The organism is Bacillus cereus group sp. MG9 (assembly GCF_040459995.1).
Classification (GTDB): Bacteria; Bacillota; Bacilli; order Bacillales; family Bacillaceae_G; genus Bacillus_A; species Bacillus_A mycoides.
Window position 1 is genome coordinate 3,544,222 of record NZ_JARVHC010000001.1, and the last position, 26,348, is coordinate 3,570,569.

The following is a 26,348-nucleotide window of genomic DNA, read 5'->3' on the forward strand; positions in this document are numbered from 1 at the left end:
AGTAGCACTAAAAGTAATGAGGTTGTTGAATTCACAACAACCTTTTTCACTTTTCTATTTGATCTACATTTCGCATAATATTTTGGAGATTACTTTCATATTGCTCAAGTTGTGGACGCTGCGTTTCTGATGCTACTTCAAGTGCATTTTGAATCTGTTCGTACGCCTCTTGCACTTCTTGGCGTAACTCTTTTAAATCATGGCCGTAATTCGGGTCATTTTTCACAATATTATTGAATATATTTTCCGCTTGAACGACCCCTTGCTGCGCGGCCTGAAAAGCCTGTTGCTTATCTTTATGATATGGCATAACACTTTCACCTTCCTATATGAGTTAGTCCTACTTATCTTTACCCGTTTCTCAAAAAACATTCTCGTATAAATTCGCAAACTTCTCTCATTCTAAATAGGGAGAGGAGGTGTAAAATACAATGGGTAAAAACAATAATCAATCTAATCGTCAAAACGAGAAAAAAGGGCAATCTTCTGGACAGCCCGAACCTTTAAGTGGATCTCACAAAGTTAAAAATCGTAATCATTCACGTCAAAAAAATCATGCACATCATGATATGTAAAGCAAAAGCATTCACACACACTGTATCTTTCACATAAAATGTTTATATTTTTCTATTTGTTCTTCACCTCTATTTCATTCATGCATAACATAGTATGAATTGAGATTTTACGGAGGGTGTCTTTCATGGGCAAGAAAAAGAAGGATTGTCTTTTTCATGTTGATGGTTTCGAAGAATGGATGGATCAATTTTGTTCTGATTCTTGTAGTAACTTTAGTTTTCCAAATCAAATTCATATTGACCTTTGTGAAACAGAACAAGAATACATTTTGGAAACAGATGTACCAAATGCAACTGCACAAAATGTACTCATTAAAAAGATGGAGACAGGCCTAAACATTTGTATACTTTATAAAAACACTTCTTTACAGCGGATTGTTCCTTTACCTACTAATATCATTTATAACAAGATGCTAGCCTGTTTAGAGAATGGATATTTAGCCATTCATATTTCCAAAAACGAAGTTGCCAATAAACATGAAAAGAAAGTTCTTTTTTCAAATTAAGGATTACTATAAACACAAACATGAGCCCGAGCAACCTTTTAGTTTGCTCGGGCTCATGTTATTTCGCATGTATTTCTATTTTAGAATTTCTAATATATCTTTTTTTCATTAAACCTTTTGTCACTAAAAGAACTGGGAACGCTACGCTTGAAAATATAGCTAATATTAAAAATACTATAAAGCCATTTTGATATCCATAATGATCGAGAAGTATCCCGCCAAACCAAGGACCAATTACTACTCCAATTCCTGAAAAGCCCATAGCTCCAAAATATGTCCCTTTCAAATGTGAAACAGCTATCTCATCAATAAATACATCTGTCATTGAAAACATTAATACTTCTCCGAATGTAAAAATAATTGTACATATAGCAGCCCCTAACATAGATTCTACTAGTCCAAATCCAAACAATCCCCCGCTCACAAATAACGTTCCAACCATAATAGATGCTAACGGCGTATACTTTTTACACATTTGAATAACAGGGTATTGAATAACTACTACTGTAATCGCATTTAAAGTTAGCATATATGAGAACAACTTTACTCCATCTTGAAATATATGTGCGTTTGCAAAATATTGAGATAGTGTCGTCGTTAAATGTGAAAAACCACTATTACTCAAAATGATTCCGACTAAAGCAACTAAAAATACTATGTCTTTTCGCAAAATCCGAACCGCACTTAACATTGTGACCGGATTTTCTGTAGTTACTTTCTTTTTATCAAGTGGATATTTCTTAAATTGAAACGCTAATATAACTGTATATAAAATGTACACTCCAGCGGCTACTAAAAAAGGAATCGTTGATTTTGCACTTCCAATCTGTAATCCAACAAGTGGACCCATCGCTACTCCAACATTTATTGCACCGTAACGCAAATTATATACGAGTAAACGATACTCTGGTTTCGTTAAATCTGATAATAAAGCTCTTGATGTCGGTTCAAAAAAAGAACGACATAATCCATTCAAAGCGTTTAATAGAAAGAAACTAAAAACATGATCTGCAACTGAAAATCCTATAAATACAAACACCCAAACAATCATGGACCATATTATAATCATCTTTCGACCAAATCGATCCGATAAATTGCCTCCAATAAAACTAGCAAACACTCCAACAAGCGCACTCGTTCCAATGATAGCACCGGTCATTCCAGCCGATACGTCTTTAACAGTCGTTAAATAAATCGCTAAAAAAGGAATGCTCATTGAAGTTGCAAACCTAGCAAATAATGTCCCTATAATGATACTCATTCCAAGTGGATGAATATGCTGTAACTTCCCCTTCATCTTTAAACCTACTCTCCCTTTTCCTACATAAAAAAAGAAAGCAAAGGATCTGCTTTCTTTTTCCTTTTTCTATACTTGAGATGTTTATACCCGAGCTGTTCTCGTTATTTCCATATCAATTCCATATGTAAACTGTAGTTCTTTACAAACATCTTTAATCAAAATAGCTACATTATACTTTTCATTAAATTCTAAAACAATGCTTTCTACTTCTTCATATGTATACTTATATTCGCCAGTAATTACACTTTTTAAATCAAAGCATTCATTAATACAAAGCTGGACGAGTAATTGTTCATACTTCTCTATGACATCTTCTTTTTTCCAAAGTAACTCCTTTACATATAACCGATCAAATTTCACACTTTCTCGATTACAATCCGTTAAAATCCGGGTCATCTCATTTAATTCTCGATATAATTCGGAAATATTTCTGCTTAAACTAAGCAACTTATCTACGCCGTTTTCATATGGCATTTTCATTCCCCCCCGCATTTTCTTCTTATTATAGCAAGAAAATTCTAAAAATAGTTTCTTTCTTCTGAAATATTAGGAAACTAATTTCAATTGCTTTACAATGAAACTAGCTAACACGAAAGGGGAAAGAAAATTGGAGAAAAAATTATATTACATCGACGCTTATAAGAAAGACTTTACTACTAAAGTTATAAAGCAAGATTATTGTACAGAGGGAAACTTATATGTTGTCTTAAATGAAACTGCATTTTATCCAACAGGCGGCGGACAACCACACGACACTGGAACTTTAAATGGTATTCCGGTAAGTAACGTTGAAGAAGTAAATGGAGAAATTCGTCATTTCATAATAGAACAATTACATACGGAAGAAGTAGAGGGTAAAATAGATTGGCAACGTCGTTTTGACCATATGCAACAACATACGGCTCAGCACATTTTATCCGCTGCTTTTTGGGATCACTTTAACATACCGACGATCGGGTTCCATCTTGGAAAAGAAACTATAACCATTGATTTAGAAACTGCCAATCTTTCTACAGAAACTGTTGAGAAGGCCGCACAAATTGCTAATCAAATTGTTTTTGAAAACCACCCTATTCGTATTGAATGGATGAACTTAGAAGAGGCCAAAGCATTACCCCTTCGCAAAGAACCAACTATGACAGAAAATATACGGGTTGTTATCATCGAAAACTATGACTACAACGGTTGTGGTGGAACACACCCGAAACATACAGGTGAAGTAGGCCCTATTCAAGTACTAGGATGGGAGCGCAATAAAGGTGGTATACGCTTAACATTTATCGCTGGTTGGCGCGCTCTTAAATTAATGGGACAACAGCAACAAATTATGAAAGATGTTTCTAAACAATTGAACAGTAGCGACACTGATATTCCAGCAAAAGTAGCACAACTTCTTGCTTCTCAAAAAGAAAACGAAAAAACAATACAAACAATGAATGAAAAATTATTATTTGCAGAAACAAATGAACTATTACAACAGCCTGCAGAAATACACGGTGGAATACTTATTTCTAAAGTATTTACAAACCGCCCTATGCAAGAAATTGCAAAACTGTCTGCTATTATTACAGAACAACAAGAACATGCAATTACATACTTCGTCATTGAAAACGAAGAAAAACTACAATGCATCCTTGCTTGTGGTAAAGCGGTTACACTAAATATGAATACACTTTTAAAAGATGCTCTTCCTTCTATTGAAGGAAAAGGCGGAGGAAATCAAAAGAGTGCTCGTGGCGGCGGTAAAGCGATTATGAGTGGGGATGAGTTTTTAAATCAACTTGTTTCTTCTTTACAATCTATAGTGTAGATTATTTTATGAAGTGGATGTCATTGAACTGTGTGACATCCACTTCTCTTTTTTGCTTCGTGCACGGTAGTACAGTAAATGAAATTATATGAACGACTCTGCAAATAGATCTATCACAACTCGCAATATATCAACGATTCTATAAGAAATACCGATTCACCGACAAAATACGAATATAAACACAACTTATAGAATAAGAGGAGGCTGCTGCACAATAACAGCCTCCTCCTATGTTTACAAACCAATATTTTGTTTTAATCCTTGATAACTCCCTGCATTCAGAAATCCCTCCGATACAAGTTTTATGAAAACCTCTGAAAACCCATAATTACTTAGCTTCTCTATCCCTACCATTTGCACATCATGAATCGGATTATGATCAAACTCGTTAGAAGGTAGCGTAATTTCACCTTCAATCCTTTCAAGCAGAAACGTAATATGCAATAAAGAAGGGCTAACATCCGGTTTATCACAAACATAGAGTAGCTTCTTAATTTTAACTTCTAACCCTGTTTCTTCTCTCATTTCTCGAATCATCGCTTCTTCTAACGTTTCACCATTCTCTACCCTTCCCCCAGGTAAAGACCAATTGCGATTAGCAACTTTTTGTTTTACTAGCAATACTTTTTCATCTTCAATTAAAATTCCCGTAACACGAACTTGCATTACATTTTCCATATGTAATCCCCTCTTCCCATTATATTTACAAATTAATCCTTCCACAAAAAGAACGTATGTTTTATAATTAAAGAAAATTATGGAAGAAAGAAGTTGTTACATCTATGCGTCCACCTTTAACAAATTCTATACCACTTGAAGATTTCCAAAACTATTATTGGTTAAAAGCAGAACTCCAAACATTTTGTCGTGAGCATGGTTTGCCAGCTAGTGGCTCTAAGATTGAAATAACCGAGCGTATCTCACATTATTTACATACTGGTAAAATATTAAAAAACAGCTCTGGTCAAAAGGTGAGTAAAGCTTCCCTCTCTTATAAAGACCTTTCTCTTCAAACGATTATTACTAACAATCACCGCTGCAGCGAAGATGTTCGTGCTTTTTTCAAAGAAAAAATCGGAGCAAACTTCCGCTTTACAGTAGCACTTCAAAAGTTTTTTAAAGAGAATGTTGGAAAAACATATGAAGACGCGATAACGTTTTGGTATGAAGAAAACGAACAAAAAAAAGACCCTACTTATAAAACAACTATTAGCGCGCAGTTTGAATACAATCGTTTTACTCGCGATTTTTTCGAAGATCCAAATAATAAAGGAAAATCAAAAGCTGATGCTATCGCTGCTTGGAACAAAATAAAAGCAAAACCTGGTAGTAATGCTTATGTTCCTCAAAAAGTAGAAAACTAGTCCCTTTCTAGTTTTCTACTTTCTCAAATAATAGCGCAAGCCCTATTCCACCACCAATTCCTAACGTCGTAATTCCATATTTCATATGCTCTCTTTGTGCTTGATAAAACAAACGTGTCACAAGCATAGCTCCAGACGCACCGTACGGATGACCAAGCGCAATCGCACCACCATTTACATTTAACTTTTCATATGGAATTTGTAACTCCTTTGCACAAGCAACAATTTTCGAAGCAAATGCTTCATTTATTTCAAAATAATCGATGTCCTCTACTTTCATATTCATTTCGTTTAATAATTTGTTCACCGCAAATATCGGACCAGTCCCTGGAAGATTTGGATCCACGCCAACTACAGCACTACGAACGAAACGAAGTACAGGCTTGTATCCTAATTTTCGGGCTTGCCCCTCTTCCATTACAAGAACAGCACATGCTCCATCATTTACACCGCACGAATTACCTGCCGTTACTGTACCATTTTTCAAAAATGCGGGCTTTGTTCTTTTAATCATTCTTTCATAATTCATTTCTCGTTTTATAGCTTCGTCAAAAGATCCATTAAACGAAAGTATTTCATCTTGTAAATATCCATTTTCTACTGCTTGCAGTGTCCTTTTATAACTAAGACAAGCGTATTCGTCTTGCATTTCTCGTGTTATATTATAGCGCTCTGCAACATATTCAGCCGCCACTCCCATATTAGGATCACCAATTGTTTCTGGTGAAAATCGCGCTCTATTTTGAAAAAGTGATGTACTTGTACTCTCTACTCCTCCTGCAATATAACAATTACCTGCGCCGCCTTGAATGAAATGACATGCGGTGCGAATCGCTTCCAATCCGGCACCACATTGCCGATCAATCGTTACACCAGGAATATGATAACCAAGTCCTGCCGCTAAAGCAGATAATCTTGCAACATTCCCTCCCGGCCCCACAATATTCCCTAATATGACATCGTCTATTTCTCTCTCAATTCCTTTACTTAAAAACGTAAGAAGCGGCGTTACTAATTGCTGAACTTCATAATCTTTCAACATCCCATTTTCCTTACCAATAGGTGTCCTTTTTGCTTCTACAATAACCGCTCTATTCATATATCTTCTCCCGGTTTTTAATCATATTTTTTGCTGCAATACGAGCGATTTTCCCGCTATTTGTATAAGGTATTTCATCTACAAAATGCCATTCTTTCGGTATTTTAAACGAGGATAATCGTTGTAAGCAAAAACTTTTTAATTGTTGCCTCGTAGCACTTCCTTTTACGATGGCGACAGGTTTTTCACCCCAGTAACTATCTTCTACACCAACCACAACTATTTCTTCAACAGCTGGATGTGTCTGTAATACCCTTTCTATTTCTTCTGGGAAAATATTGATTCCTCCAAATAAAATCATATTCTTCTCCCTACCAACAATATATATAAAGCCTTCTTCATCTTGGTAGCCCACATCTTGCACTGTCATCCAGCCACCTTCGGACAATTGCGGGATTATAGCTCCATCCGATACATAGCCCATAAAAAATTGATCACTTTTCACATACACAGTTCCTATCTCACCTGTCTGTACTTCTTCTCCTGCTTCATTACATATTCGAACTTGTACATTATGACAAGGTTTCCCTACTGAATTCGGTTTTCTTTCACTCTCTTCATCAACCAATGCCGTTACAAAGCTTAGCTCAGACGCACCATAAAACTCATATCTTTTTGCATAAGGAAACACATTCTTCATCTTCTCTTTTGCTTCAGCTTCCCATTTCGCTCCTGACGAAATAATTTTCATTTCACTTTCAATTACTTTATTTTCTTTATACAAAGACTCAAGCATTGTAGGAACTGTATACATTACAGAAATATTCTCTATCCTTATACTAGATAGCACTTGAACTGGTACAAACTTTCTCATTATGTGTACCGTTTGCCCTAAAAACAATGCACTTATTGCGCCGTATAAGAAAAGAGAATGAACGAGCGTCCCAGCTATTAAAATAGAATCTTCTTTTTTCATATGAAAGTCATGTATATTGCAATCAAAACTATGAACCCACGATTGTTGTGCACGTAAAAATGCTTTTGCCTTCCCAGTCGATCCTGATGTAAATCCCATATAAAACGGAGCATTTTGTACACTTTCTACAGGATTATATGTAGGAAGATAGTTCTCTATCATTCTTTTCCACTCATCAATTTCAATTACTCTTCCTTCTTCATCCGGTAGGTCATTTACCTTATATCGCTCTGTCACAATCACATCCGGATTACTAATTGCAATTCTTTCTTTGAGCTCATCCTCTTTCCACTTTATATCTAACGGCACACAAACCCATCCAGCCATCGCAGCACCAGCAAATAGTTGTAAAAACTCCATACTATTTTCTAATACAATTGCTATCGTTTTATTCTGCGATTCTTTTTCATTCAACCAGTTTGCTACTTTACAAACTGACTCCAACCATTCTGTATATGTTAATACTCTATCATTTTCTTTAATCGCTATTTTATTTGGTTGTAAAGAGGCATACTTTTTATATTCTTTTGTAATCCCCATATGAGACGTCCTTTCTTTACAAAATAATAAAAAGAAACACGCAAGTAACGTGTTTCTCCTTTTTCTTACCCTTTCTTACCCTGCATTTGTAATTTTTTTATTCTTCAAAGCAGGCGTAATAATATGTTTCAATGAACGATGTAATTTCGTTACAAGAATTGCTGCTATAGTCGCTTTTATGCAATCACCTGGTAAAAATACGGCACTTACTTTCATCGTCTGCCATATAGAAACATCCATAAAGAAAGCTTGTACAATAATACCAAATACATAAACTACGAAAATACCACCAATTATATTAATACATAATACCTTTATTATAGAAACTTCACGTAAACGCTCAATTAAATAACCAATGACAAACGCTCCAACGATATAACCAAGTAAATATCCTGCACTTGGCCCAACAAATACGCCTGGACCACCGCGTCCACCAGCAAGTAATGGTGCTCCAACTCCAACTATAAGTAAAAAAATAAGCTGACTTAACGCACCAAGACGTGAGCCTAACAACCCACCAGCAAGCATAACACCGAGTGATTGTAATGTAATCGGAACTGGTGTAATAGCAAGAGCAATTGGAGGTATTAACCCTAACACTCCCATAATAGAACTAAATAAAGCGACGAAAACTAAGTTTTTTGTATTCATGTTTGCTTCTCCTATTTGTAAACTTAAATTAGATTTTAGATAACATATTATAGGAGTTATCTTATCTTTCTATCTACTGTTTGTCAACCTTGTCTCCATATAAGTTTACAAACGTAAATTCAATTATTTCTCTTTATGCAAATGCTCAAGTTCTTTCCGAAGCGCCTGCTTTAAAAACTTCCCAACAGATGTTTTCGGAATTTCCTCCATAAATACAATATCGTCCGGTAACCACCATTTAGCAAACTGTGGTTTTAAAAACTCATATATTTCTTCTTTTGTAACCGTACTATTTTTCTTTTGAACAACACAGGCAACTGGGCGTTCTTGCCACTGCGGATGAGGAATTGCAACGACAGCCGCTTCAAATATAGCATCATGTGCCATTAAAGCATTTTCAAGATCCACTGAAGAAATCCATTCTCCTCCGCTTTTAATAACATCTTTCGTACGATCAACAATTTTCACGCAGCCTTCCTCATCAACTGTAACAACATCACCAGTATATAACCAACCGTCTCGGAATCCTTCGACAGTACGATCATCGTTATAATAGCTTTCAGCGATCCAAGGTGCTCGTAAACATAACTCTCCCATCTCAGTACCATCCCACTTCACTTCACCGTTTGTACCGACTACTTTCATCTCTACACCAGGGACAAGATATCCTTGTTTTGAGCGGATTTCTAATTGCTCTTCATATGATAATTCTGTTTCATAACTTTTTAAACGTGCAAGTGTTACGAGCGGGCTTGTTTCAGTCATACCATATGCATGTACGAAAGGAACATTATATTTTTGCTCAAATGCTTTAATAACGCTTTTCGGTGCAGCAGCACCACCGCATAATATTCTCGTTATACTAGATAAATCGTAACTATTATTTTCTAACTCTTGTAATACACCGAGCCAAATTGTCGGCACACCTGCTGCTATCGTTACTTTTTCAGCTTGAATCATCTCTAATAAAATTTTTGGAGTAAACATTGGTCCTGGCAGAACTTGTTTAGTTCCAAACCAAGTAGCTGCAAAAGGAAGCCCCCAAGCATTCACATGGAACATCGGTACAATTGCCATAGCCGCATCACTTTCCGATAAAGCAGCTGTATCGGCTAAACCGAGTGCCATACAATGCAAAACCGTACTACGATGCGTATAAACAACACCTTTTGGATTCCCTGTAGTCGCTGACGTATAACACATACCAGCAGGTGTATTTTCATCAATATCTTTTACAAATTGGAAATTGGGATCGCCTTCTTCTAATAGCTTTTCATAATGATATACAGGATCCAGTGTAGTTTTTGGAAGTTCGTCTTTATCAGTCATAATAATGTAGGCTTGTACAGTTGATAATTGTGATTGAATATTTTCAACAAGTGGTACGAGATCTTCATCAATAAGTAGAATTCGATCTTCTGCGTGCTGAATAATGTATGAAATATGTTGAGGAGATAAACGAATATTAATTGTGTGTAAAACGGAAGCAATACCTGGAATAGCAAAATACGCCTCCACATGTCGATGATGATTCCACGCTAACGTTCCTATACGCTCGCCTTCTTTAATTCCTAATTTTTTTAGCGCACTTGAAAGTCTTCTCGTCCTTTCACCTAACTGCTTATACGTTAACGTCGTAACTTTATCATGTGTCCGTGAAACAATTTCTTTCTTCGAAAACAGTTTCTCTGCTCTTTCCATCATAGAACTAATTGTTAGCGGTACATTCATCATCATATTGGTTATATCCCCCTTTAAAGCGTTTTCATTTTTTGTTTATTATAACAGACTTCTACAAATGATTACGATATTTTTTCTGTATTTTCTGAATTATTTCTTTGGAAATAATTCAGAACGATAAAAAACATGTTTTGAATACATTGATTCGAAACATGTTTTTTATTTTTTATAAACTATCTACCTTTTTTCTTACTTTCTTTTTCATTTTAAAAATAAAACGATTACTGTATTCCTTATTTTCTACTAAAATTCGATACATCTCCCACACTCCTACAACACGAACAAAAAGATAGACTCCAATAGCAATAAGTACAACACAGTACGGATAATACTGCACTAATTCTCCTGAAGTGATATGCTTTTTCTCAAATAAAAATGGTATCGCTCCTGCTGCTATAAAACAAAATCCAACGATCATTACTGCAGCATACTTCTTTTTAATAGTCGCATATCTTTTTGTCAATTCTTTTAAAAAGTTTGGATCAAATAGTAATTCTTCTTTTTTTAATACATTGTATCGACTCTCTTCTATAGTTACAGGTACCATCATTGCTCCAATTCCAAGGACAGCAATGATAATAACAAGGAATGTCGACATTGTTGCATTTTCTTTAAATAATAAATACGGTATTGTCGATAAAATGAGCAAGCTAAATCCTAATGCGATATATTTTGAAATCTTTTGTCCGTACACTATATACCCTTCTGCCATTTCCTTACTTACATAATAACCATGTTCAGTTTCATTACTTTGTTCAGCAGTTTCTTTTAATAAGTAATCAAGAGATACTTCAAATACATTTCCAATCATTATTAGTTTTTCGGTTTCAGGAAAACCTTGACCGTTTTCCCATTTACTAACTGCTTGCCTTGTTGTGTTTAATTTCTCAGCTAATGCTTCTTGAGAAAGGCCCTTTTCCTTTCTTAATTTAAAAAGCTTTTCACCAAATCCCATATGTGTGTCCCCCTTTGTTTTCTTAACTAAATTGTATGCAAACATTGCCCCTATCTCTATCTTCCTGCGGTTGCACTTTGTCAACTTACGGTTGCGATTGTGTTATATAGCGGTTTTCTATACGATTTAGCTAGTTTTCTTCTATGATTGTGGTATTAAGAAAAACAATATTTCTCAATAACCAATTATAACAATTAAAGGTAATTATTGTTATATGTAAAACAAAAACCCCCTTATTCACTTAAAGGAGTTTTCAATATAAAATATTTCATTGATTCATATATCTTTTCCTAGATATACAATACCTTTTCGTATCACGATACTTACCTTTAATGAACAAATCCTTTTGAATTATACAATCGTATTCCATATTCAAACGTTTCATTAATTTTTCAGATGCTTCATTTTCTGAATTACATCCTGCTTCAATACTATTAAGACGTAACTCATTAAAACCATAGCTAAAAAAAGCTGAAGCCGCCTCGGTAGCTAATCCTCTACCCCAATATTTTCGTGATAAGGCGTATGCAATTTCCGCTTTATGTTCAGTTACATCATATTTTATAAATCCACAAGTCCCTATGAGTTTTTGTTCCTCTCTTAATACAATTCCAAGGGGAGCTACTTTTTCTTTCTCATATTGACTCACAATTTCTTCTATATATTTTTGTGTGTCATGTAACGATTGATGAGCATCCCATACTGTATACGTTGACATTTCTTTATCTGAGGCATACTCATATATATGTAAAATATCACTCATATTAATTTCCCTTAATATAAGACGTTTCGTATACAACGCTGGATATGACCACTTCTCAACAATCATAGCGGCTTCTGCTTAAACCTTTCATAATTCCGTACCTTTAATGAAAGGATATTCCCGCAATCTGTACAAATATAAGCATCCACTGGTGAAGATGTGAACATCGTTTCCTTTTTCCGTATTTGTGCATAACCGATAAACTCACCTTCTCCTATGTTTTGAGAACCGCAATGAGAGCATGTCTGCACGTCTTTCTGTTTCATGAGAGCACCACCTTTAATCTGTTTCCACTCCCTTCGACAGTTCGCTTCCATTTCCCTTCCAAAAAACCTCTTATTCTCTTACATTTCAACAGGAATCTCAGAAGAAAAATCGTATATGTACTATGAACTATATTAATTGACGGAGGAATCGTATGAGTACAATTATGACAGTCAATACAGCACAAGAAATTGAAAACGCAGAAATACATATGCTTTCTTCTAGATTAGAGGCACTACAAACAATAAGCGGCAACCCAACGCAAGTACAAACGAAAAAGTTCGGGAGTGCCACTGCCTTTTCATCAAAAGTAATTGCTGGTCCTGCTTTTAACACAGTAAAAGGCGTTACCTTTACAAATACAGATGAGATAGATGAAATCATCTCTTATTATCAATCACTACAAATCCCTTGCCGTTTTGAAATTACACCAGCACAAGGCACAACTGAACTATTTCAATACTTATCTCAAAAAGGCTTTTACCAATCTAGCTTCCATACCGCTTTATATAGTATACCGGGACAAGATTTTTTGCTTCCCCCTTCTAACATTTCAGTACGCAAACTGAAAGAAAATGAGTTTCATACTTTTGCAGATATTTATGTACGTGGATTTAATATTCCATCCTTTACAAAATATGGTGTTCGTCAAAATAATGAAATTCTTTACAATAAACCAGGATGGCATTTTTTCATAGCCGAAGTTCAAAACACTCCTGCTAGTATAGGGGTACTTTATATAAATAAAGGTGTTGCTTCATTAGCTGCTTCTGCTACTTTGCCAGAATTTCAACGTAAAGGTTGTCATACCGCATTAATTCAAAAACGAATTGAGACCGCTGTTGCATCCAATTGCAATTTAATAGTTGGACAAGCAAGATTCGGTAGCGGCAGTCAAAATAATATGGAACGTGCCCATATGAAAATTGCTTATACAAAATCAATATGGACTGCGAAAGACATATAATTAACTTTCTTTTTCTTTCCATTACGAATGTATACATTTTATGACAATTACCTTTCTATCCTGTTACTCATTTGAATATTCAAACTAAATTTGTTACGCTATTACTAGATACATCATTCAACTTGCAATATGAAAAGAGAATTCTACTCAAACTACAAGGAGGAGAAATGTATGACTAAACATGATCATGGTTTAAAAGAAAAAGTAGAAGGTGCTATTGATAAGGTAAAGGGTGAAGTAAAGGAAGTTGTCGGGAAAGTAACTGACAATAAAAAATTACAAGCCGAGGGAAAATGGGATAAGGTGAAAGGCACTGCTAAAGATACTGTCGGTAATGTAAAAGAAAAAGTACATGAATATAAAGAACATAAAGAAAACAAATAAAAAAAGAGCCATCTGGCTCTTTTTACTTCCCTTCATTCTTCTCTAACACATACAAATCTTCTTCAATATTCGTTAATTTCTCACTTACAAGCTTTCTTGCATCTCCAATTGCTTGATTGTATGCAAATGGTCCAACTAATTTAATCATTTCCTCTATTAAACGTTCTGCTTGGAAACGTCCAATTTCATCTAAATCTTCTTCAACGAAAAATTGCTGAATTTGTGCTACAAGCTCTTCTTTTTTATCAGTCGGTATTTTTATGTTCATCATCATTCGTTACTCCTCTATATTTAAGATAATACTTTTCTTAACTCTACCATAGAAAAGCGATTTCCTGGACAAGTTTTTGTAACCCCTTCTAACTCCCTATGGCCGAGTATATTTCCTTTCTCTATGGCAAACTGCTTCATAAATATTTTACATAAAGAATATAATGAATTCATTTGTGCAGTAGTTGGATCATATTTATCAAAATTCCCCGTCATACATATTCCAATTGTATCACTATTATTATCTTTCGCATGTGCTCCAATATGTAAACCTCGTCCTTCGACTACACTTCCATCTTCTTCAATAAAATAATTGTAACCAATCCCGCTCCATCCTCTTACCTTTTGATGAAATTCGTGAGTTTTATACACATCCCAGCCATCTTCTGACGTATGGTGGATGATCAGTTTATTTACTTTTTCTAAAGGAACTAACTCATTTTGAAATGTTAAATTTACACATTTAATTTCCATATGAACATCCTCCTCTTACAAATCGATCATAATAACTGTTTTATCATCTGGTCTTATTCTATTTTCTCCTTCTAACCTTTCAATGATTGCTACATATTCTTTTATACTATTCTTTCTTATATATGCTACAGTTTGTTCTAACGACCACTCTGGGTGAAACAATCCGTCTGAACAAATAAAAACCCCACTTACTTCAGCTACCTGTAATTCACCATATTGTAAATAATCCATAGCTTCTTTCATCCCATTTGCAACTGAGTAGCCGTTTGGCATATTTGCAAGATAGCGATTGTATTTTAACTGCTCCCGAACATCTTGAAAAACGTGTTCCTCAGGTATAGGTAATCCCTTTTCTCTATCTTCCTCTCTCTTCTTTTTTGCACGTTTACTAATTCCTTGAACCGTATCTTTCGTTAATACTCTTATCGCTCCATCCTGAAGTATTGCAACGATCATACAATCACCTAATTGTGCATATTCAAGTTTATCGCCTTCTATTTGAACTGCTGCAATACATGTACACCACAGATGATCTTTTTTTCTCGTATCAACCTTGTACTCTAGCATCTTGTTTTGCAATAATTCATTCGCCTTTGCAACTTCATCTTGTAAACTATTGATCCCTCGTAGCGAAGTAAAATGACTTGCAAATAAATGTGACGCGATGTATGCTCCATTATGTCCTTCTTCATCACAAAATGGAACTAACGGTGTTGCTCCATCGCATACACCGTAAATCATTTTATCTTCATTACAAAAAGATGAATCCTCACACTCTTGTTTTAAAGGACTCTTCTGTTGATACGTCGTTATCTTCATATCTGTATCCCTCCCATTTTTTTCAAATACTCGAACTATTTAGATTAATCTAATTTTCCGAAATAAACTGTTTTCCCCGAAAACTTTCAATTTCATATATAATCTTGAAATAATATGATTATTTAGTGAAGGACGGAAAAGAGATGGTCAGATTTCTTGGTGTTATTTTTGGTTCTATTATTATCGCAATTGCCTTTAATCTTTTCCTTATCCCCCATAAAATTTTAAGTAGTGGAATTGGCGGAATTGCTATTATTTTAGGGATTGTAACCCCTGTAAACACAGGTATTATTAACTTTGTATTGAACTTACCTATCCTTATTTTAGGATACATAGGTCTTGGAAAAAAAGTAATTTTTAACACGGTTGTTTCTGTAATTGTATTATCTGTTGCATTATACTATGTTCCAGTAAAAGTCGTAGCAACAGATCCACTTTTATCATCTGTATTTGGCGGTGTCATCGCCGGAGCTGGTATCGGTCTTGTCTTTAACTGCCATGGTTCAACTGGTGGATTTGATATTATCGGTATGTTGTTATCTCGTAAGCGAGATATTAAACTTGGTGGATTCCTTATTGCATTAAATACTGTTGTTGTTGTCATTGCAGGATTTTTCTTCACTTGGGATGTTGCCCTTACAAGCTTACTTTCAATTTATGTAACTGGTAAAGTAATTGATGCCGTTCATACGAAACATCGTAAAGTTACACTTATGATTGTAACAAATCAAGCAGAAGAAATGAAAAAAAAGCTTCTTTCAACTGTAGTACGTGGAATTACGTTACTTGATGGTGAAGGTGCTTATTCAAACGAGAAAAAACGTGTACTTATGACAGTCGTTTCACGTGAAGAATTAGCAAGTATGAAACTAACGATTTCGGAAATTGATCCTCATGCATTCGTTAATATTACGGAGACTGTTGAAGTATTAGGATTGTTTAGAAAAGTGTAAAAAACTAGGTGGACCTTCACCTAGTTTTTATTTTCCATAAATTCAATTCGATTTCCAAACGGATCTGACACGTAAAATCTGATTACATCTGGTCGCGCATGATCATCTATTACTTCAATACCTTGCTTTATTAACCCTTGTTTAAATTCATTAATTTTCAAAACATAAAAAGCTGGATGCGCTTTTTTAGCTGGATTAAAATTTTGCTCAACTCCGATATGAATCTCTTGATTTCCACACTTAAACCAACACCCACCACGCTTCTTTAATTCCTCTGGCTTTGGGATTTCCTCCATACCAATTTTATCACCATAAAATTCTCGTGCTTCTTCTTCACATCCTACTGGCGCCGCTACTTGTACATGATCAATTCCTTGAATATAATTTTTCATATTCCTTCCCCCTCTTCTATTCTAATGTTATAACGAAAATACATTCATGTAACTTAGAAAATATTAATAAAGCAATATAAGATTCTCTTATTACTACCCTTTTTTACCTTCCACTAAAAATAAAAAAGAAAATTTATTATATAATTTCCATTTTTTATAGAAATACACATTGCACCTATATTATAGTTAGTACTAGATTCATCTTTTTTAGATGCTAGTTGTACGGAGGAAATATTATGAGTCGTAAAAAACATTCATCTACTCAAAAAAAGCGTCACCCAAACGTATCGGAGCGCTTGCGAAACCATATACAAAATCGTTCTTTAGCAGAAATGTATGCATCTCTTTTTGAACATAACCCTGATAGTATTATTTCATTGAATTTAGAAGGAGTTATTTTACATATTAACCCCTCTGCGGAAAGAATATTAGGTTATACTTCTAACGAATTAGAGCGAAAAACAATCACTTCTATTTTAGAAGCACATATTTCTGATCAAGTGCTACAATACATAAAAAATGCTGCAGCTGACAATCAAAAAGAGTATATCGTCTCTATTTATCATAAAGACGGATATTTACTAGATGTCGTAACAAAATTAGTTCCTATTTTTGTTAAAAACCGTTTAACAGGTGTATACGCCATTATGAAACCCCTTGAAAAATCAGAAAGAATTGAGAAAGTATTACAAGAGAGTGAGAAACGATTACGCACATTAATGAATTCAATGCCTGCATTTGTTATTTTTAAGGATCATGAAGGACGCTGGCTTGAAGCGAATGACTATGCGCTTTCTTGTTTCAATTTCCATAACGTTCCTTATCATGGAAAAAGAGATAATGAACTCATTCAATATAACGAAGCATACCGCGAATCTTTTTTGCATTGTGAAGAAGTCGATGAACTAACATGGCAAAAAGGACAAATTCTTCACGGAGAGGAATTTATTATACATAGAAATGATTTCGACCTAGTTTTAAGCATTTCAAAAGTCCCACTCTTCCATCCTGATGGCTCACGCAAAGGTCTTATAGTGATGGGAAGAGACGTTACCGAACTAAAAGAAACTGAAAAGTTATTACGAAAATCCGAAAAACTTGCAGTAGTAGGACAACTGACAGCTGGAATTGCCCATGAAATTAGAAACCCGCTCACTTCATTAAAAGGATTTTTAACGTTATTACATCCAGAAATAAATGAGGAAAATAAATGGTATGTGGACGTTATGTTGAGTGAAATTTCACAAATGGAATCTATAACAAGCCAATTTATGGCGATGTCTAAACCACAAGTGTTATCTATTCATACATGCAACGTACAAACATTAATTGAAGAAGTTGTAACTTTTATTTTACCAACAGCAATTATGCATAGCGTTCATATCATCATGGATCATTTCGATTATATTTCTGACATTCAATGTGACAGTAATCAATTAAAACAAGTTTTGATTAACATATTAAAAAATGCAATCGAGGCGATGCCTGATGGTGGTAACATATTCATTCAAACAGCTTCGTTAGAAAATGATTTTGTTTCAATACGCATTATGGATGAAGGTTGTGGGATTCCTGAAGAGCGCATGGCTCGTCTTGGCGAACCTTTTTATAGCTTGAAAGAAAAAGGAACTGGCCTTGGCTTAATGATGTGCTATAAAATCATTCAAGAGCATCACGGAAAATTATTCATTTCCAGTGAATTAAACATAGGAACAACTGTCGATATCCAATTACCGATTGCTACAGCTCATCCTGTAACAAACTCATAACTATGCTACATTAATATAGTAAAAGACATCTGTTATAAGTAGTCGGGTTATTGTGGAAAACATCTACACTAATACGTTAAAAAGCTCAAAGTCCCTATATGACTCTGAGCTTTATTTTTGTATACGATTTATTTTATTAAACCCACTCTTTTCCATGTTTACGAATAAACTGAATATCATTTTCATAATGTTCAAGATGCCCTTCATCTATCATCTTTTGGAAGTTCACATCGCCTTCTAGTGCTTTTCTTTTCATGTATTTACATAATCCTTCTAATCGTAGAAGTACCATCTCCAAATAATCCTCGGCGATGCCATCACTTTTATAGGACTCAAAAAACAATTTAACTCTTTGCTTTATGCGGTCTGCATGCTGTAATGAATTATAATAAACCGCCGCACCTGTTTCCTTATAATAAACTCTACTTAATGGGACACAAGTGTAAAGAGTATAGGCTATGTCCCAAAGTCTTGGTCCAGGACCAGCAACATCAAAATCAATAATACCTACTGGTTTTTCGTTATTAAAAATAATGTTGTATATTGCAAAATCATTGTGGCATACAACCTCTATTTTATTTGGAGTATTATCCATCGGTTTCCAATCATCTGATAACGGGAAATCACTCACAGCATCATGATAAAGACGGAGCATCTTCGCTATTTCTTTTAAAACATCATTAGACCACATGTACTCTTTTAAAGGGTAATTACCAGCTTCTCCTTCAATAAATGATAATATCTCTCTATCTTTATCATCAATACCTAAAAACTTTGGTGCATAACTAAAACCTTTGTTTTCCAAATGATTTAATAGCTTATGAATTTTGGTACTGCCTTGCTTTAATTCTCGTCGAACAGTATCTTCCGAACGATATACGTTTGAGACATTCCCTCCCGTTAGCATTTCTTCATTTTCGTAGTTTGACATCTAATAGTTCCCCTCCATTATTCTACATTTTCTTTATATTTTAACATAACTTTCCTATTCTCTTTTAACCCCTTAAATTGCAACAAAAAAATCGAGTATAAAATCTTTATGATTTTACACTCGATTTAGTCTACTATTTATGCATGTGAAAATATTTTTTCATACCATTCTGTTGCCTTCTCTACTTCATTCATCGTTAATTGATGTCCTCTATTTTCCCAATGCATTGTTACATTAGCATCTACATTTTCTAATAGCATCTTCAATTCCTCTGACTCAGAAGGTGAACAAATTGGATCATTTGTTCCAGCAGCGATAAATACGAATTTCTCTGCTAAATTAGGTAACTCTATTCCTCTTCTAGGCACCATTGGGTGATGAAGGACTGCACCTTTTAATGCATTTTCGTAATGGAATAATAAGCTCGCCGCAATATTTGCTCCATTTGAATACCCAACAGCTACGATATTATCTCTATCAAATTCATATGTTTTTGCTGCTTCATTTAAAAATTCATTTAATTCCTTCGTACGGAAAACAAGATCCTCTTCATCAAAAATACCTTCTGCTAATCGGCGGAAGAAACGAGGCATCCCATTTTCTAATACATTTCCACGAACACTTAATACAGAAGCTTTCCGATCAATTCTTTCTGCAAGCGGTAATAAATCTAATTCATTTCCTCCTGTACCATGAAGCAATAACAACACTGGTTTTGACGTATCTTTTCCTTTTTGAAAAACATGTTTCATCATATTCCTTTTCCCCTTTCAATCACTTTAATCTAGATTTCTCACTTCAAATGGTAAGAGTGTCTGTTCAATTTGTTTTCTATGTTGTTCATATCGATTCGGTAATTTTAACTCCTCACCCATCGTCTCTAAAGATTCGTCATGGGCAAAACCAGGAGGGTCTGTTGCAATTTCAAATAAGATTTCGCCGTGTTCTCTAAAATAAATTGCGTTAAAATAGTTTCGGTCTTGTACAGGGGTTACACCATATCCAAAGCGAGAAACATGCTCTTTCCAGTCTAATTGATCAGCATCATCACTCGCTCTCCAAGCAATATGATGAACTGTACCAACACCCATTTGCCCACGTCCAATTGTTGATAATCTCAAATCGATAATATTTCCAATATCAGCAGAAGAACGGAACCGCATAAACTCTCCCTCTTCTCCTACTTTCTCAAGACCCATAACATGCTCTAACAATTCAGCAGTTTTTTGAGGTTGTGCAGATAAAAGAACAGCACCGCCAAATCCTTTAATTGCTACTTCTGGCGTAACTTCCCCAAAAGTCCAATTATTTAATTCGCCCTCTTCTCTTTCAACTAATTCTATATGCAAACCATGTGGATCATCAAATTCTATATACTGTTCTCCAAACCGAGTCATTTTTGTATACGGTACGTCGAATTTTTCTAATCTATTTTCCCAAAACTCCATTGTACCTTTTGGTACGACATAAGACGTAATGCCTACTTGACCGTCCCCAATAATACCTTGACGAGCACCTGCCCATGGAAAAAACGTAATAATTGTTCCAGGCTTTCCTCCTGTATTACCAAAATAAAGATGATACGTACCTGGATCATCAAAATTCACTGTTTGTTTTACTAAACGCAATCCTAATACACCTGCATAAAAATCTACATTTTCTTGTGGGTGTCCTACGATTGCTGTAATGTGATGAATTCCCATTGTTTTCTTTTCCATTTTCTCCGCCCCTTTTTATTTCATTTTAAAAACTTTTATACATTAAAATTCATTATTCATTTTGTCCATACTGCAAAGTAAAATCCATCGTTATGATTTTATCTTTAATTCGAGATATAAGCTGTGAAATTACGCATTATCTTCTATATCACTGAATTCATCTCGAATTCGAGATAATTCCAAAAAAATATTTACTCCATCTGAAATCTTTATTCGGAAATAAATTATCTTGAACTCGATATTTATTATAAGTTACTTACTTTTAGTTGTCAATAAGCACTTATTTTCATTTTAAATCAAAAGAGAGTAAATGCTAGTTAGCATTTACTCTCTTCGCTAATTATTTCGTTTCCTCTTCCAACACTGCTTCCATCTCGTTAAATTCACGATGAATTGCTTTCACTGGTTCTTTCGTTAATAAACTTACAACTATAACAGCTAATAAACTACAGAAGAATCCAGGTACCATTTCATACATAGTCGCTTTTAAACTTGGAATTTGTACCCAAGTAATAACAACTACTGCACCTACAATCATACCAGCAAGAACGCCCCATTTGTTCGTTCTCTTCCAATATAAACTTAATAAAATGGCGGGTCCGAATGCTGAACCAAATCCTGCCCAAGCATAACCGACAAGTGTTAAAATTGTATCACTTGGATGATACGCTAAAACAACTGCGATCATAGCTACTACTAATACTGACAGTCTACCGATAAATACAAGTTCTTTATCACTTGCGTTACGACGGAAAAATGTTTTATAGAAATCTTCCGTTACAGCACTTGAAATAACGAGTAATTGCGAGGAAATACTACTCATAATCGAAGCCAAAATAGCTGACAATAAAAATCCAGTAATATACGGATGGAATAAAATGTTTGAGAATGTTACAAAGACCATTTCTGGGTCTTGTAATTTCTCATTATTTTTAGCGTAATAAGCAATACCAATTAGACCAGTAAGCATTGCACCTATAATTGAAATCGTCATCCAACCGATACCGATTCTACGAGAAGTTTTTAAATCTTTAACAGAGGTAATTGCCATAAAGCGAACAATAATATGCGGTTGACCAAAATACCCAAGACCCCATGCTAAAAATGAAATAATACCAAGAATTGTAGTACCTTTAAACATATCTAAATGCGATGCATCAACTTGCTTAATCGTATTGAATGTTTCTGTTACACCACCGACATCTGTAAAAGCTACAATTGGCACTAACACAAGAGCAATAAACATAATACAACCTTGCACAAAGTCGGTCCAACTTACTGCTAAAAAGCCACCGAATAATGTATAAGCAACAACGACACCGACAGTTATAAATAAACCAATTTTATAATCAAGATTGAAAGAATTCTCAAACAAACGTCCACCTGAAACTAAACCAGCTGACGCATAAAATGTGAAAAACACTAAAATGACGATAGCGGAGACAAAACGAAGTATTTTCGTACGATCTTTAAACCGATTTTCTAAAAAATCTGGAATCGTAATTGAATCATTTGCCATTTCTGTATACGTTCGCAAACGCGGGGCAAGAATTAAATAGTTTGCATAAGCACCTATTAATAAACCTATCGCAATCCATACACTTGATAATCCTGTTGCATACATCGCACCAGGTAATCCCATTAGCATCCAACCACTCATGTCAGAAGCACCAGCTGATAAAGCTGTAACTGCTGGACCGAGTCCCCTTCCGCCTAACATATAATCTGATAAATCGGATGTCTTCTTATAAGACCAATAACCGATATACAACATACCTGCCATATAAATAGCAAGCGAAACCATAATCTCAATCTTCACCAAATCTCTCCCTTAGTTATATAAGCCATTCAAAATTTCGAAAAATGACTTTTTCTATTTTCTTGTTTTCGCTTATGGTTCCCTACCTTAACAAACATTTTTTGTTCTTTCAAGTGAACAAGCCCTTTTCACTACATGTGAAAACCTTTATAAACGCCTTTATCCCAGTGGATTACCCGGTTTTTAAAAGAAATTAAAGTAAAAATATTCAGAAAACAAAATAGCGTTTTTTCACACCTTATTTTCATTCGTTTATTAGTTGAATTTTAAAAGAAAAAAGCCATACGAATGTATGACTTTTAATTTATTAAACATAGCTTATCTTCTATTTACTAGTAGGAAACAATTCTGAAAGAGGAACTATCCGCCCCATCTCATCTTTAAACACAATATGCTCTCTCGTTAAATGACGCGGGCTCTTTACCCCTGCTGCTGCCGCTAATGAAAACAAACTATATCTCATACTAATAACATAGTTCATTACTCGCCATTTTTTCTCATACGGATCTAATGCTTTTTGGTAGTGTGGATTCGTAGTTGCAACCCCCGATGGGCATTGCCCTGAATTACATTGAAGTGCCATAATACAACCGCTTGCCATCATAAATCCGCGTGCTGAATTTACGGCATCTGCACCGATAGCTAAAGCAATCGCCACTTTATCTGGCGTGATTAATTTCCCGGAGGCAAACACCTTTAATTTATCCCTGACACCGTAATGATTTGCTGTATCAATAAATGTAAGTAATGCCGGTATAAGCGGAAGCCCCATACTATCTGCCATCGATTTATATGTTGCCCCTGATCCACCTTCTGAACCGTCGATTGTAATAAAATCTGGATAGATGTTTAATTCTTTCATTGCTTTTAATAAATCTTCCAAAGGCTTCTGTTGACCAATTACAATTTTCATGCCCACTGGTTTACCACCGTTTTCTTGTAAATCTTGAATAAAATATAAAGCCTCTGCGGCACTACTAATAAATGAAAAACGATTTGGCGAATTAATCGTTTCTCCTTCTCGTACTTTCCGAACGGAAGCGATTTTCTCATTTACCTTCTGTCCTTCTAAATGACCACCACGTATTTTCGCACCTTGCCCAAATTTCAATTCAAACGCTTTAATATTACTTTCTTTCGCCTTCTCCATAAATTCCTTCATCGAAAAATTCCCGTCCTCGTCACGGTATCCAAATAATCCCGGACCAATTTGGGCAACGATATTTGCACCCGTATGTAAATGTTCCGGTATTACACCACCTTCCCCCGTATTAATCCATGAACCGCCAGCCATCTTCGCGCCAAATCCACTTGCCAAAATATAATTTTCGCCAATCGCACCGTAAGAAGTTGCTGATGCGCCAAACATGCCATACAGTTTCCACGGATATTTGCGGTTTTCACCGACGATAATTGCATCGTCTTCTTCATATAACCAAAGATTCGTTGTATCCGCTGTCAATTTTTCTCTTCGTGAAAATAACCCTTCTTTATGAATCACATACTTTTTCCCTTCACGTTCTTTCGTTACATTCACACTTAATTCATCTGTTAATTTCGGAAATAATGTATTAGCGATATAATATCCAGATGCATCAAAATCTCGTTTTGATCCAAAACCGAGTATTTCTGAACGGTATTTTGCTAGAAACATTACACTTTGAAAATCATAACGTGAAAAGGGCTTTCCATCCGTATCATGATCAAACCAATATTGCCTAAATTCCGGTCCTATCTTTTCAAGTAAATAACGCATCCTTCCTAAGTATGGATGTAACTTTAATATAGAATGATGCGTCCGTTTTTTAATAAAAAATGTAATAATAAAAAAAATGATTAATAGTAACATCAATAAGAGCAATATACTAATAATAACGAGTAGCGTTTCACTCATCCCGCTTCCTCCTATGAAAATCCATAATAAAAGGAGAACACCTGATGTGTTCTCCTTTTATCTTTATTCAAATTAATGTAGCAAGATGCTCTTTCGCGTCATATTCAACCAAACTTTCAGCATTTTTAATTCGCTGAACAAAATCTGGATTAGCGATTAATGGTCTTCCGAACGCCGCTACATCAATTGTTCCTTCTTGCAGTGCTTCTTCTGCCTCTTTCGGATTCAAATTACCTACTCCTACGATAGTACTATCCCAATACTTTCTTACTAATTGATGAAAATTCTTGCCGTCAGCAATAACTTGCGTATAATTCATCGTTGAAGGGTGAATCATCGTTAATCCAACTTCTTTAAACATATTTACAAACGTTTCAATTGCAAGTTCAGGATGTTCCCACATATAAGTAGGATTATCACCTTTAAAGGCAGAGAAGCGAAGAAGCGTTTTATCAGCTCCAACTGCTTCAATTACAGCCTGAACAACTTCTTTCATAAACGTTAACCTTTGTTTTAAGTCACCGCCGTATTTATCAGTACGCTTATTCGCAAATTCATAAGTAAATTGGTCAATTAAATATCCGTGTGCACCGTGAATTTCTACACCATCAAATCCAGCTTCTATCGCATTCTTTGCGGCTTGTGCATATTGACCGATAACTTCTTTTATTTCTTCTATTGTCATTGCTTCTGGTGTATCAAACGGTTTACGAAAACGCGGAACATTCCCCTCCGCAGCAATAGCAGACGGTGCTTGCGGCATTTGACCACCAATTATTTCGTGATGACTCATACGTCCAACATGCCATATTTGAGCAATAATCGTTCCGCCTTCTTTATGTACTGCCTCTGTAACAGGTTTCCAAGAATCAATTTGCGCTTGTGTATAAATACCTGGTACTCCCGGATTCCCTTTTGCTCTCGGGCTAATGACAATTCCTTCTGTAATAATTAATCCAATCCCATCAGCAGCACGCTTTTGATAATACTCTACTACATCAGTACCAACTACCCCAGTCTCATTATTTGCAAAACATCTCGTCATCGGTGCCATCGCTATGCGATTACGAAGAGACCAAGATCCAATTTGAATCGGATGAAATAACTTCGTTTCTTCAATATTTTCAAAAGACCCCCAAGCGTTTATATTTGTTCCTTCATAAATACTTGCCGCTTTATTATTTGAACTTGTCATTTTTCTTCCCCCTAAAAAAATCTAACTATAATCGCATCATACTTACTTTTAGATAGTAACGTCAATTTATACGCTCTTACGTAGGAATATTCGTATAATAAAACTAACCGTTTTTAACTTTAAGGATTCTGAAATTCAGGAATCTACTGTTTATTCTAATGTCCAGTAAGTGGATGAGGAAAATACTTATTAAGTGGATGTTTTCTTTTTTTCTAGTTTTATTACTATAGAATATATCGGTAATTAATTATTTAACTATTCACTAACCAAAAAGAACCTG

At 35.0% G+C, this 26,348-nt stretch carries 29 protein-coding genes; 8 read left to right on the forward strand and 21 right to left on the reverse strand.

The genetic code is table 11. The features are described 5' to 3' along the window. Positions 1 to 46: 46 nt before the first annotated feature. Positions 47 to 310 (reverse strand): hypothetical protein, encoded by a 264-nt coding sequence (locus tag QCI77_RS18115; RefSeq protein ID WP_002014282.1) that lies wholly within the window; start codon positions 308 to 310, stop codon positions 47 to 49. Positions 311 to 431: 121 nt separating this feature from the next. Between QCI77_RS18115 and QCI77_RS18120 the strand changes: the two genes are divergently transcribed. Both QCI77_RS18120 and QCI77_RS18125 read left to right on the forward strand, forming a co-directional pair. Continuing rightward, positions 432 to 575, forward strand: coding sequence for a small acid-soluble spore protein P (locus tag QCI77_RS18120; protein ID WP_002014281.1), 144 nt, complete (start codon positions 432 to 434; stop codon positions 573 to 575). A gap of 125 nt (positions 576 to 700) precedes the next feature. Continuing rightward, on the forward strand, positions 701 to 1,081 hold the full coding sequence (locus tag QCI77_RS18125; RefSeq protein ID WP_002087791.1) for an Hsp20/alpha crystallin family protein: 381 nt from the start codon (positions 701 to 703) through the stop codon (positions 1,079 to 1,081). A gap of 58 nt (positions 1,082 to 1,139) precedes the next feature. Here QCI77_RS18125 and QCI77_RS18130 read toward each other — a convergent pair whose 3' ends face one another. Both QCI77_RS18130 and QCI77_RS18135 read right to left on the reverse strand, forming a co-directional pair. Next, positions 1,140 to 2,378 (reverse strand): MDR family MFS transporter, encoded by a 1,239-nt coding sequence (locus QCI77_RS18130; protein WP_113769588.1) that lies wholly within the window; start codon positions 2,376 to 2,378, stop codon positions 1,140 to 1,142. A gap of 84 nt (positions 2,379 to 2,462) precedes the next feature. Beyond that, a complete protein-coding gene (locus tag QCI77_RS18135; protein ID WP_002137716.1) occupies positions 2,463 to 2,855 on the reverse strand; it encodes a hypothetical protein in 393 nt (130 codons plus the stop codon). A gap of 133 nt (positions 2,856 to 2,988) precedes the next feature. Between QCI77_RS18135 and QCI77_RS18140 the strand changes: the two genes are divergently transcribed. After that, on the forward strand, positions 2,989 to 4,191 hold the full coding sequence (locus QCI77_RS18140; RefSeq protein ID WP_353825317.1) for an alanyl-tRNA editing protein: 1,203 nt from the start codon (positions 2,989 to 2,991) through the stop codon (positions 4,189 to 4,191). A 234-nt stretch (positions 4,192 to 4,425) separates the two neighbouring features. Here the strand turns inward: QCI77_RS18140 and QCI77_RS18145 are convergent, their stop codons facing one another. Further along, entirely contained in the window at positions 4,426 to 4,869 is a 444-nt protein-coding gene (locus QCI77_RS18145) for an NUDIX hydrolase (protein WP_353825318.1), read from the reverse strand. A 104-nt stretch (positions 4,870 to 4,973) separates the two neighbouring features. Between QCI77_RS18145 and QCI77_RS18150 the strand changes: the two genes are divergently transcribed. Continuing rightward, positions 4,974 to 5,555, forward strand: a complete 582-nt coding sequence (locus tag QCI77_RS18150) for a DUF6434 domain-containing protein (protein ID WP_060750810.1) — start codon at positions 4,974 to 4,976, stop codon at positions 5,553 to 5,555. A gap of 7 nt (positions 5,556 to 5,562) precedes the next feature. On the opposite strand, the gene QCI77_RS18155 is transcribed toward QCI77_RS18150, so the two are convergent. The 7 genes from QCI77_RS18155 to QCI77_RS18185 all read right to left on the reverse strand — a co-directional run bounded on the left by QCI77_RS18155 (position 5,563) and on the right by QCI77_RS18185 (position 12,485). Then, the gene (locus QCI77_RS18155) at positions 5,563 to 6,654 is read right to left on the reverse strand and encodes an acetyl-CoA C-acyltransferase (RefSeq protein ID WP_353825319.1); all 1,092 of its coding nucleotides are present in this window, start codon (positions 6,652 to 6,654) and stop codon (positions 5,563 to 5,565) included. Next, positions 6,647 to 8,110, reverse strand: a complete 1,464-nt coding sequence (locus tag QCI77_RS18160) for an acyl-CoA synthetase (RefSeq protein ID WP_060750812.1) — start codon at positions 8,108 to 8,110, stop codon at positions 6,647 to 6,649. Before QCI77_RS18160 ends, QCI77_RS18155 begins: the two co-directional genes overlap by 8 nt. A 75-nt stretch (positions 8,111 to 8,185) precedes the next feature. After that, on the reverse strand, positions 8,186 to 8,761 hold the full coding sequence (locus QCI77_RS18165) for a biotin transporter BioY (RefSeq protein WP_060750813.1): 576 nt from the start codon (positions 8,759 to 8,761) through the stop codon (positions 8,186 to 8,188). A gap of 123 nt (positions 8,762 to 8,884) precedes the next feature. Continuing rightward, positions 8,885 to 10,498, reverse strand: a complete 1,614-nt coding sequence (locus QCI77_RS18170) for a long-chain fatty acid--CoA ligase (protein ID WP_353825320.1) — start codon at positions 10,496 to 10,498, stop codon at positions 8,885 to 8,887. Positions 10,499 to 10,667: 169 nt separating this feature from the next. Continuing rightward, a complete protein-coding gene (locus QCI77_RS18175) occupies positions 10,668 to 11,456 on the reverse strand; it encodes a helix-turn-helix domain-containing protein (RefSeq protein WP_131245310.1) in 789 nt (262 codons plus the stop codon). Positions 11,457 to 11,724: 268 nt separating this feature from the next. Beyond that, positions 11,725 to 12,285 carry a GNAT family N-acetyltransferase gene (locus tag QCI77_RS18180; RefSeq protein WP_353825321.1) on the reverse strand — a complete coding sequence of 187 codons (561 nt, stop codon included), beginning with the start codon at positions 12,283 to 12,285 and terminating at the stop codon, positions 11,725 to 11,727. After that, positions 12,282 to 12,485 carry a hypothetical protein gene (locus QCI77_RS18185; RefSeq protein WP_033708017.1) on the reverse strand — a complete coding sequence of 68 codons (204 nt, stop codon included), beginning with the start codon at positions 12,483 to 12,485 and terminating at the stop codon, positions 12,282 to 12,284. The genes QCI77_RS18180 and QCI77_RS18185 overlap by 4 nt, the downstream gene beginning before the upstream one ends. Positions 12,486 to 12,637: 152 nt before the next feature. Between QCI77_RS18185 and QCI77_RS18190 the strand changes: the two genes are divergently transcribed. After that, on the forward strand, positions 12,638 to 13,450 hold the full coding sequence (locus QCI77_RS18190) for a GNAT family N-acetyltransferase (RefSeq protein WP_353825322.1): 813 nt from the start codon (positions 12,638 to 12,640) through the stop codon (positions 13,448 to 13,450). 171 nt (positions 13,451 to 13,621) lie between these two features. Beyond that, positions 13,622 to 13,834, forward strand: a complete 213-nt coding sequence (locus QCI77_RS18195) for a CsbD family protein (protein ID WP_000160409.1) — start codon at positions 13,622 to 13,624, stop codon at positions 13,832 to 13,834. Positions 13,835 to 13,856: 22 nt separating this feature from the next. Here the strand turns inward: QCI77_RS18195 and QCI77_RS18200 are convergent, their stop codons facing one another. Genes QCI77_RS18200 through QCI77_RS18210 form a run of 3 tightly spaced genes read right to left on the reverse strand, consistent with a single transcriptional unit; the run spans position 13,857 to position 15,397 of the window. Further along, positions 13,857 to 14,108: a DUF2164 domain-containing protein gene (locus QCI77_RS18200; protein WP_002087817.1), complete on the reverse strand. Its 252-nt coding sequence runs from the start codon at positions 14,106 to 14,108 to the stop codon at positions 13,857 to 13,859. A 17-nt stretch (positions 14,109 to 14,125) separates the two neighbouring features. Beyond that, positions 14,126 to 14,578: a peptidoglycan recognition protein family protein gene (locus QCI77_RS18205; RefSeq protein WP_060750817.1), complete on the reverse strand. Its 453-nt coding sequence runs from the start codon at positions 14,576 to 14,578 to the stop codon at positions 14,126 to 14,128. A gap of 15 nt (positions 14,579 to 14,593) precedes the next feature. After that, complete coding sequence (locus QCI77_RS18210) at positions 14,594 to 15,397, reverse strand: protein phosphatase 2C domain-containing protein (protein ID WP_060750818.1); 804 nt, start codon at positions 15,395 to 15,397, stop codon at positions 14,594 to 14,596. Between the two features lie 143 nt (positions 15,398 to 15,540). Here QCI77_RS18210 and QCI77_RS18215 point away from each other — a divergent pair, with 143 nt between their 5' ends. Further along, complete coding sequence (locus QCI77_RS18215; RefSeq protein WP_000251329.1) at positions 15,541 to 16,350, forward strand: YitT family protein; 810 nt, start codon at positions 15,541 to 15,543, stop codon at positions 16,348 to 16,350. Positions 16,351 to 16,370: 20 nt separating this feature from the next. Here QCI77_RS18215 and QCI77_RS18220 read toward each other — a convergent pair whose 3' ends face one another. After that, on the reverse strand, positions 16,371 to 16,742 hold the full coding sequence (locus QCI77_RS18220; RefSeq protein WP_353825323.1) for a VOC family protein: 372 nt from the start codon (positions 16,740 to 16,742) through the stop codon (positions 16,371 to 16,373). 236 nt (positions 16,743 to 16,978) lie between these two features. Here QCI77_RS18220 and QCI77_RS18225 point away from each other — a divergent pair, with 236 nt between their 5' ends. Next, a complete protein-coding gene (locus QCI77_RS18225; RefSeq protein WP_113769579.1) occupies positions 16,979 to 18,511 on the forward strand; it encodes a BA3702 family sensor histidine kinase in 1,533 nt (510 codons plus the stop codon). Positions 18,512 to 18,647: 136 nt separating this feature from the next. On the opposite strand, the gene QCI77_RS18230 is transcribed toward QCI77_RS18225, so the two are convergent. The 6 genes from QCI77_RS18230 to QCI77_RS18255 form a co-directional block, all read right to left on the reverse strand. Then, positions 18,648 to 19,442: a phosphotransferase gene (locus QCI77_RS18230; RefSeq protein WP_353825324.1), complete on the reverse strand. Its 795-nt coding sequence runs from the start codon at positions 19,440 to 19,442 to the stop codon at positions 18,648 to 18,650. A 137-nt stretch (positions 19,443 to 19,579) separates the two neighbouring features. Further along, the gene (locus tag QCI77_RS18235; protein ID WP_353825786.1) at positions 19,580 to 20,194 is read right to left on the reverse strand and encodes an alpha/beta hydrolase; all 615 of its coding nucleotides are present in this window, start codon (positions 20,192 to 20,194) and stop codon (positions 19,580 to 19,582) included. Positions 20,195 to 20,221: 27 nt separating this feature from the next. Then, positions 20,222 to 21,160: a ring-cleaving dioxygenase gene (locus QCI77_RS18240; RefSeq protein ID WP_012261418.1), complete on the reverse strand. Its 939-nt coding sequence runs from the start codon at positions 21,158 to 21,160 to the stop codon at positions 20,222 to 20,224. Positions 21,161 to 21,500: 340 nt separating this feature from the next. Further along, positions 21,501 to 22,979, reverse strand: coding sequence for a sodium/proline symporter PutP (gene putP, locus QCI77_RS18245; protein WP_353825325.1), 1,479 nt, complete (start codon positions 22,977 to 22,979; stop codon positions 21,501 to 21,503). 325 nt (positions 22,980 to 23,304) lie between these two features. Then, complete coding sequence (locus tag QCI77_RS18250; RefSeq protein ID WP_353825326.1) at positions 23,305 to 24,873, reverse strand: glutamate synthase-related protein; 1,569 nt, start codon at positions 24,871 to 24,873, stop codon at positions 23,305 to 23,307. 67 nt (positions 24,874 to 24,940) lie between these two features. Then, on the reverse strand, positions 24,941 to 26,068 hold the full coding sequence (locus tag QCI77_RS18255) for an alkene reductase (RefSeq protein WP_353825327.1): 1,128 nt from the start codon (positions 26,066 to 26,068) through the stop codon (positions 24,941 to 24,943). Between the last annotated feature and the right edge of the window lie 280 nt (positions 26,069 to 26,348).

Excerpts from the sequence above, each read along its gene's own strand:
- QCI77_RS18115 (WP_002014282.1), bottom strand. The coding sequence starts at position 310 with ATGCCATATCATAAAGATAAGCAACAGGCTTTTCAGGCCGCGCAGCAA.
- QCI77_RS18145 (WP_353825318.1), bottom strand. The coding sequence starts at position 4,869 with ATGGAAAATGTAATGCAAGTTCGTGTTACGGGAATTTTAATTGAAGAT.
- QCI77_RS18130 (WP_113769588.1), bottom strand. The coding sequence starts at position 2,378 with ATGAAGGGGAAGTTACAGCATATTCATCCACTTGGAATGAGTATCATT.
- QCI77_RS18220 (WP_353825323.1), bottom strand. The coding sequence starts at position 16,742 with ATGAAAAATTATATTCAAGGAATTGATCATGTACAAGTAGCGGCGCCA.
- QCI77_RS18205 (WP_060750817.1), bottom strand. The coding sequence starts at position 14,578 with ATGGAAATTAAATGTGTAAATTTAACATTTCAAAATGAGTTAGTTCCT.
- QCI77_RS18175 (WP_131245310.1), bottom strand. The coding sequence starts at position 11,456 with ATGGGATTTGGTGAAAAGCTTTTTAAATTAAGAAAGGAAAAGGGCCTT.
- QCI77_RS18195 (WP_000160409.1), top strand. The coding sequence starts at position 13,622 with ATGACTAAACATGATCATGGTTTAAAAGAAAAAGTAGAAGGTGCTATT.
- QCI77_RS18215 (WP_000251329.1), top strand. The coding sequence starts at position 15,541 with ATGGTCAGATTTCTTGGTGTTATTTTTGGTTCTATTATTATCGCAATT.
- QCI77_RS18255 (WP_353825327.1), bottom strand. The coding sequence starts at position 26,068 with ATGACAAGTTCAAATAATAAAGCGGCAAGTATTTATGAAGGAACAAAT.
- QCI77_RS18180 (WP_353825321.1), bottom strand. The coding sequence starts at position 12,285 with ATGATTGTTGAGAAGTGGTCATATCCAGCGTTGTATACGAAACGTCTT.
- QCI77_RS18135 (WP_002137716.1), bottom strand. The coding sequence starts at position 2,855 with ATGCCATATGAAAACGGCGTAGATAAGTTGCTTAGTTTAAGCAGAAAT.
- QCI77_RS18240 (WP_012261418.1), bottom strand. The coding sequence starts at position 21,160 with ATGGAAAAGAAAACAATGGGAATTCATCACATTACAGCAATCGTAGGA.
- QCI77_RS18200 (WP_002087817.1), bottom strand. The coding sequence starts at position 14,108 with ATGATGATGAACATAAAAATACCGACTGATAAAAAAGAAGAGCTTGTA.
- QCI77_RS18185 (WP_033708017.1), bottom strand. The coding sequence starts at position 12,485 with ATGAAACAGAAAGACGTGCAGACATGCTCTCATTGCGGTTCTCAAAAC.
- QCI77_RS18165 (WP_060750813.1), bottom strand. The coding sequence starts at position 8,761 with ATGAATACAAAAAACTTAGTTTTCGTCGCTTTATTTAGTTCTATTATG.
- QCI77_RS18190 (WP_353825322.1), top strand. The coding sequence starts at position 12,638 with ATGAGTACAATTATGACAGTCAATACAGCACAAGAAATTGAAAACGCA.
- QCI77_RS18225 (WP_113769579.1), top strand. The coding sequence starts at position 16,979 with ATGAGTCGTAAAAAACATTCATCTACTCAAAAAAAGCGTCACCCAAAC.
- QCI77_RS18125 (WP_002087791.1), top strand. The coding sequence starts at position 701 with ATGGGCAAGAAAAAGAAGGATTGTCTTTTTCATGTTGATGGTTTCGAA.
- QCI77_RS18120 (WP_002014281.1), top strand. The coding sequence starts at position 432 with ATGGGTAAAAACAATAATCAATCTAATCGTCAAAACGAGAAAAAAGGG.
- QCI77_RS18160 (WP_060750812.1), bottom strand. The coding sequence starts at position 8,110 with ATGGGGATTACAAAAGAATATAAAAAGTATGCCTCTTTACAACCAAAT.
- QCI77_RS18230 (WP_353825324.1), bottom strand. The coding sequence starts at position 19,442 with ATGTCAAACTACGAAAATGAAGAAATGCTAACGGGAGGGAATGTCTCA.
- QCI77_RS18210 (WP_060750818.1), bottom strand. The coding sequence starts at position 15,397 with ATGAAGATAACGACGTATCAACAGAAGAGTCCTTTAAAACAAGAGTGT.
- QCI77_RS18250 (WP_353825326.1), bottom strand. The coding sequence starts at position 24,873 with ATGAGTGAAACGCTACTCGTTATTATTAGTATATTGCTCTTATTGATG.
- QCI77_RS18155 (WP_353825319.1), bottom strand. The coding sequence starts at position 6,654 with ATGAATAGAGCGGTTATTGTAGAAGCAAAAAGGACACCTATTGGTAAG.
- QCI77_RS18170 (WP_353825320.1), bottom strand. The coding sequence starts at position 10,498 with ATGATGATGAATGTACCGCTAACAATTAGTTCTATGATGGAAAGAGCA.
- QCI77_RS18150 (WP_060750810.1), top strand. The coding sequence starts at position 4,974 with ATGCGTCCACCTTTAACAAATTCTATACCACTTGAAGATTTCCAAAAC.
- QCI77_RS18235 (WP_353825786.1), bottom strand. The coding sequence starts at position 20,194 with ATGAAACATGTTTTTCAAAAAGGAAAAGATACGTCAAAACCAGTGTTG.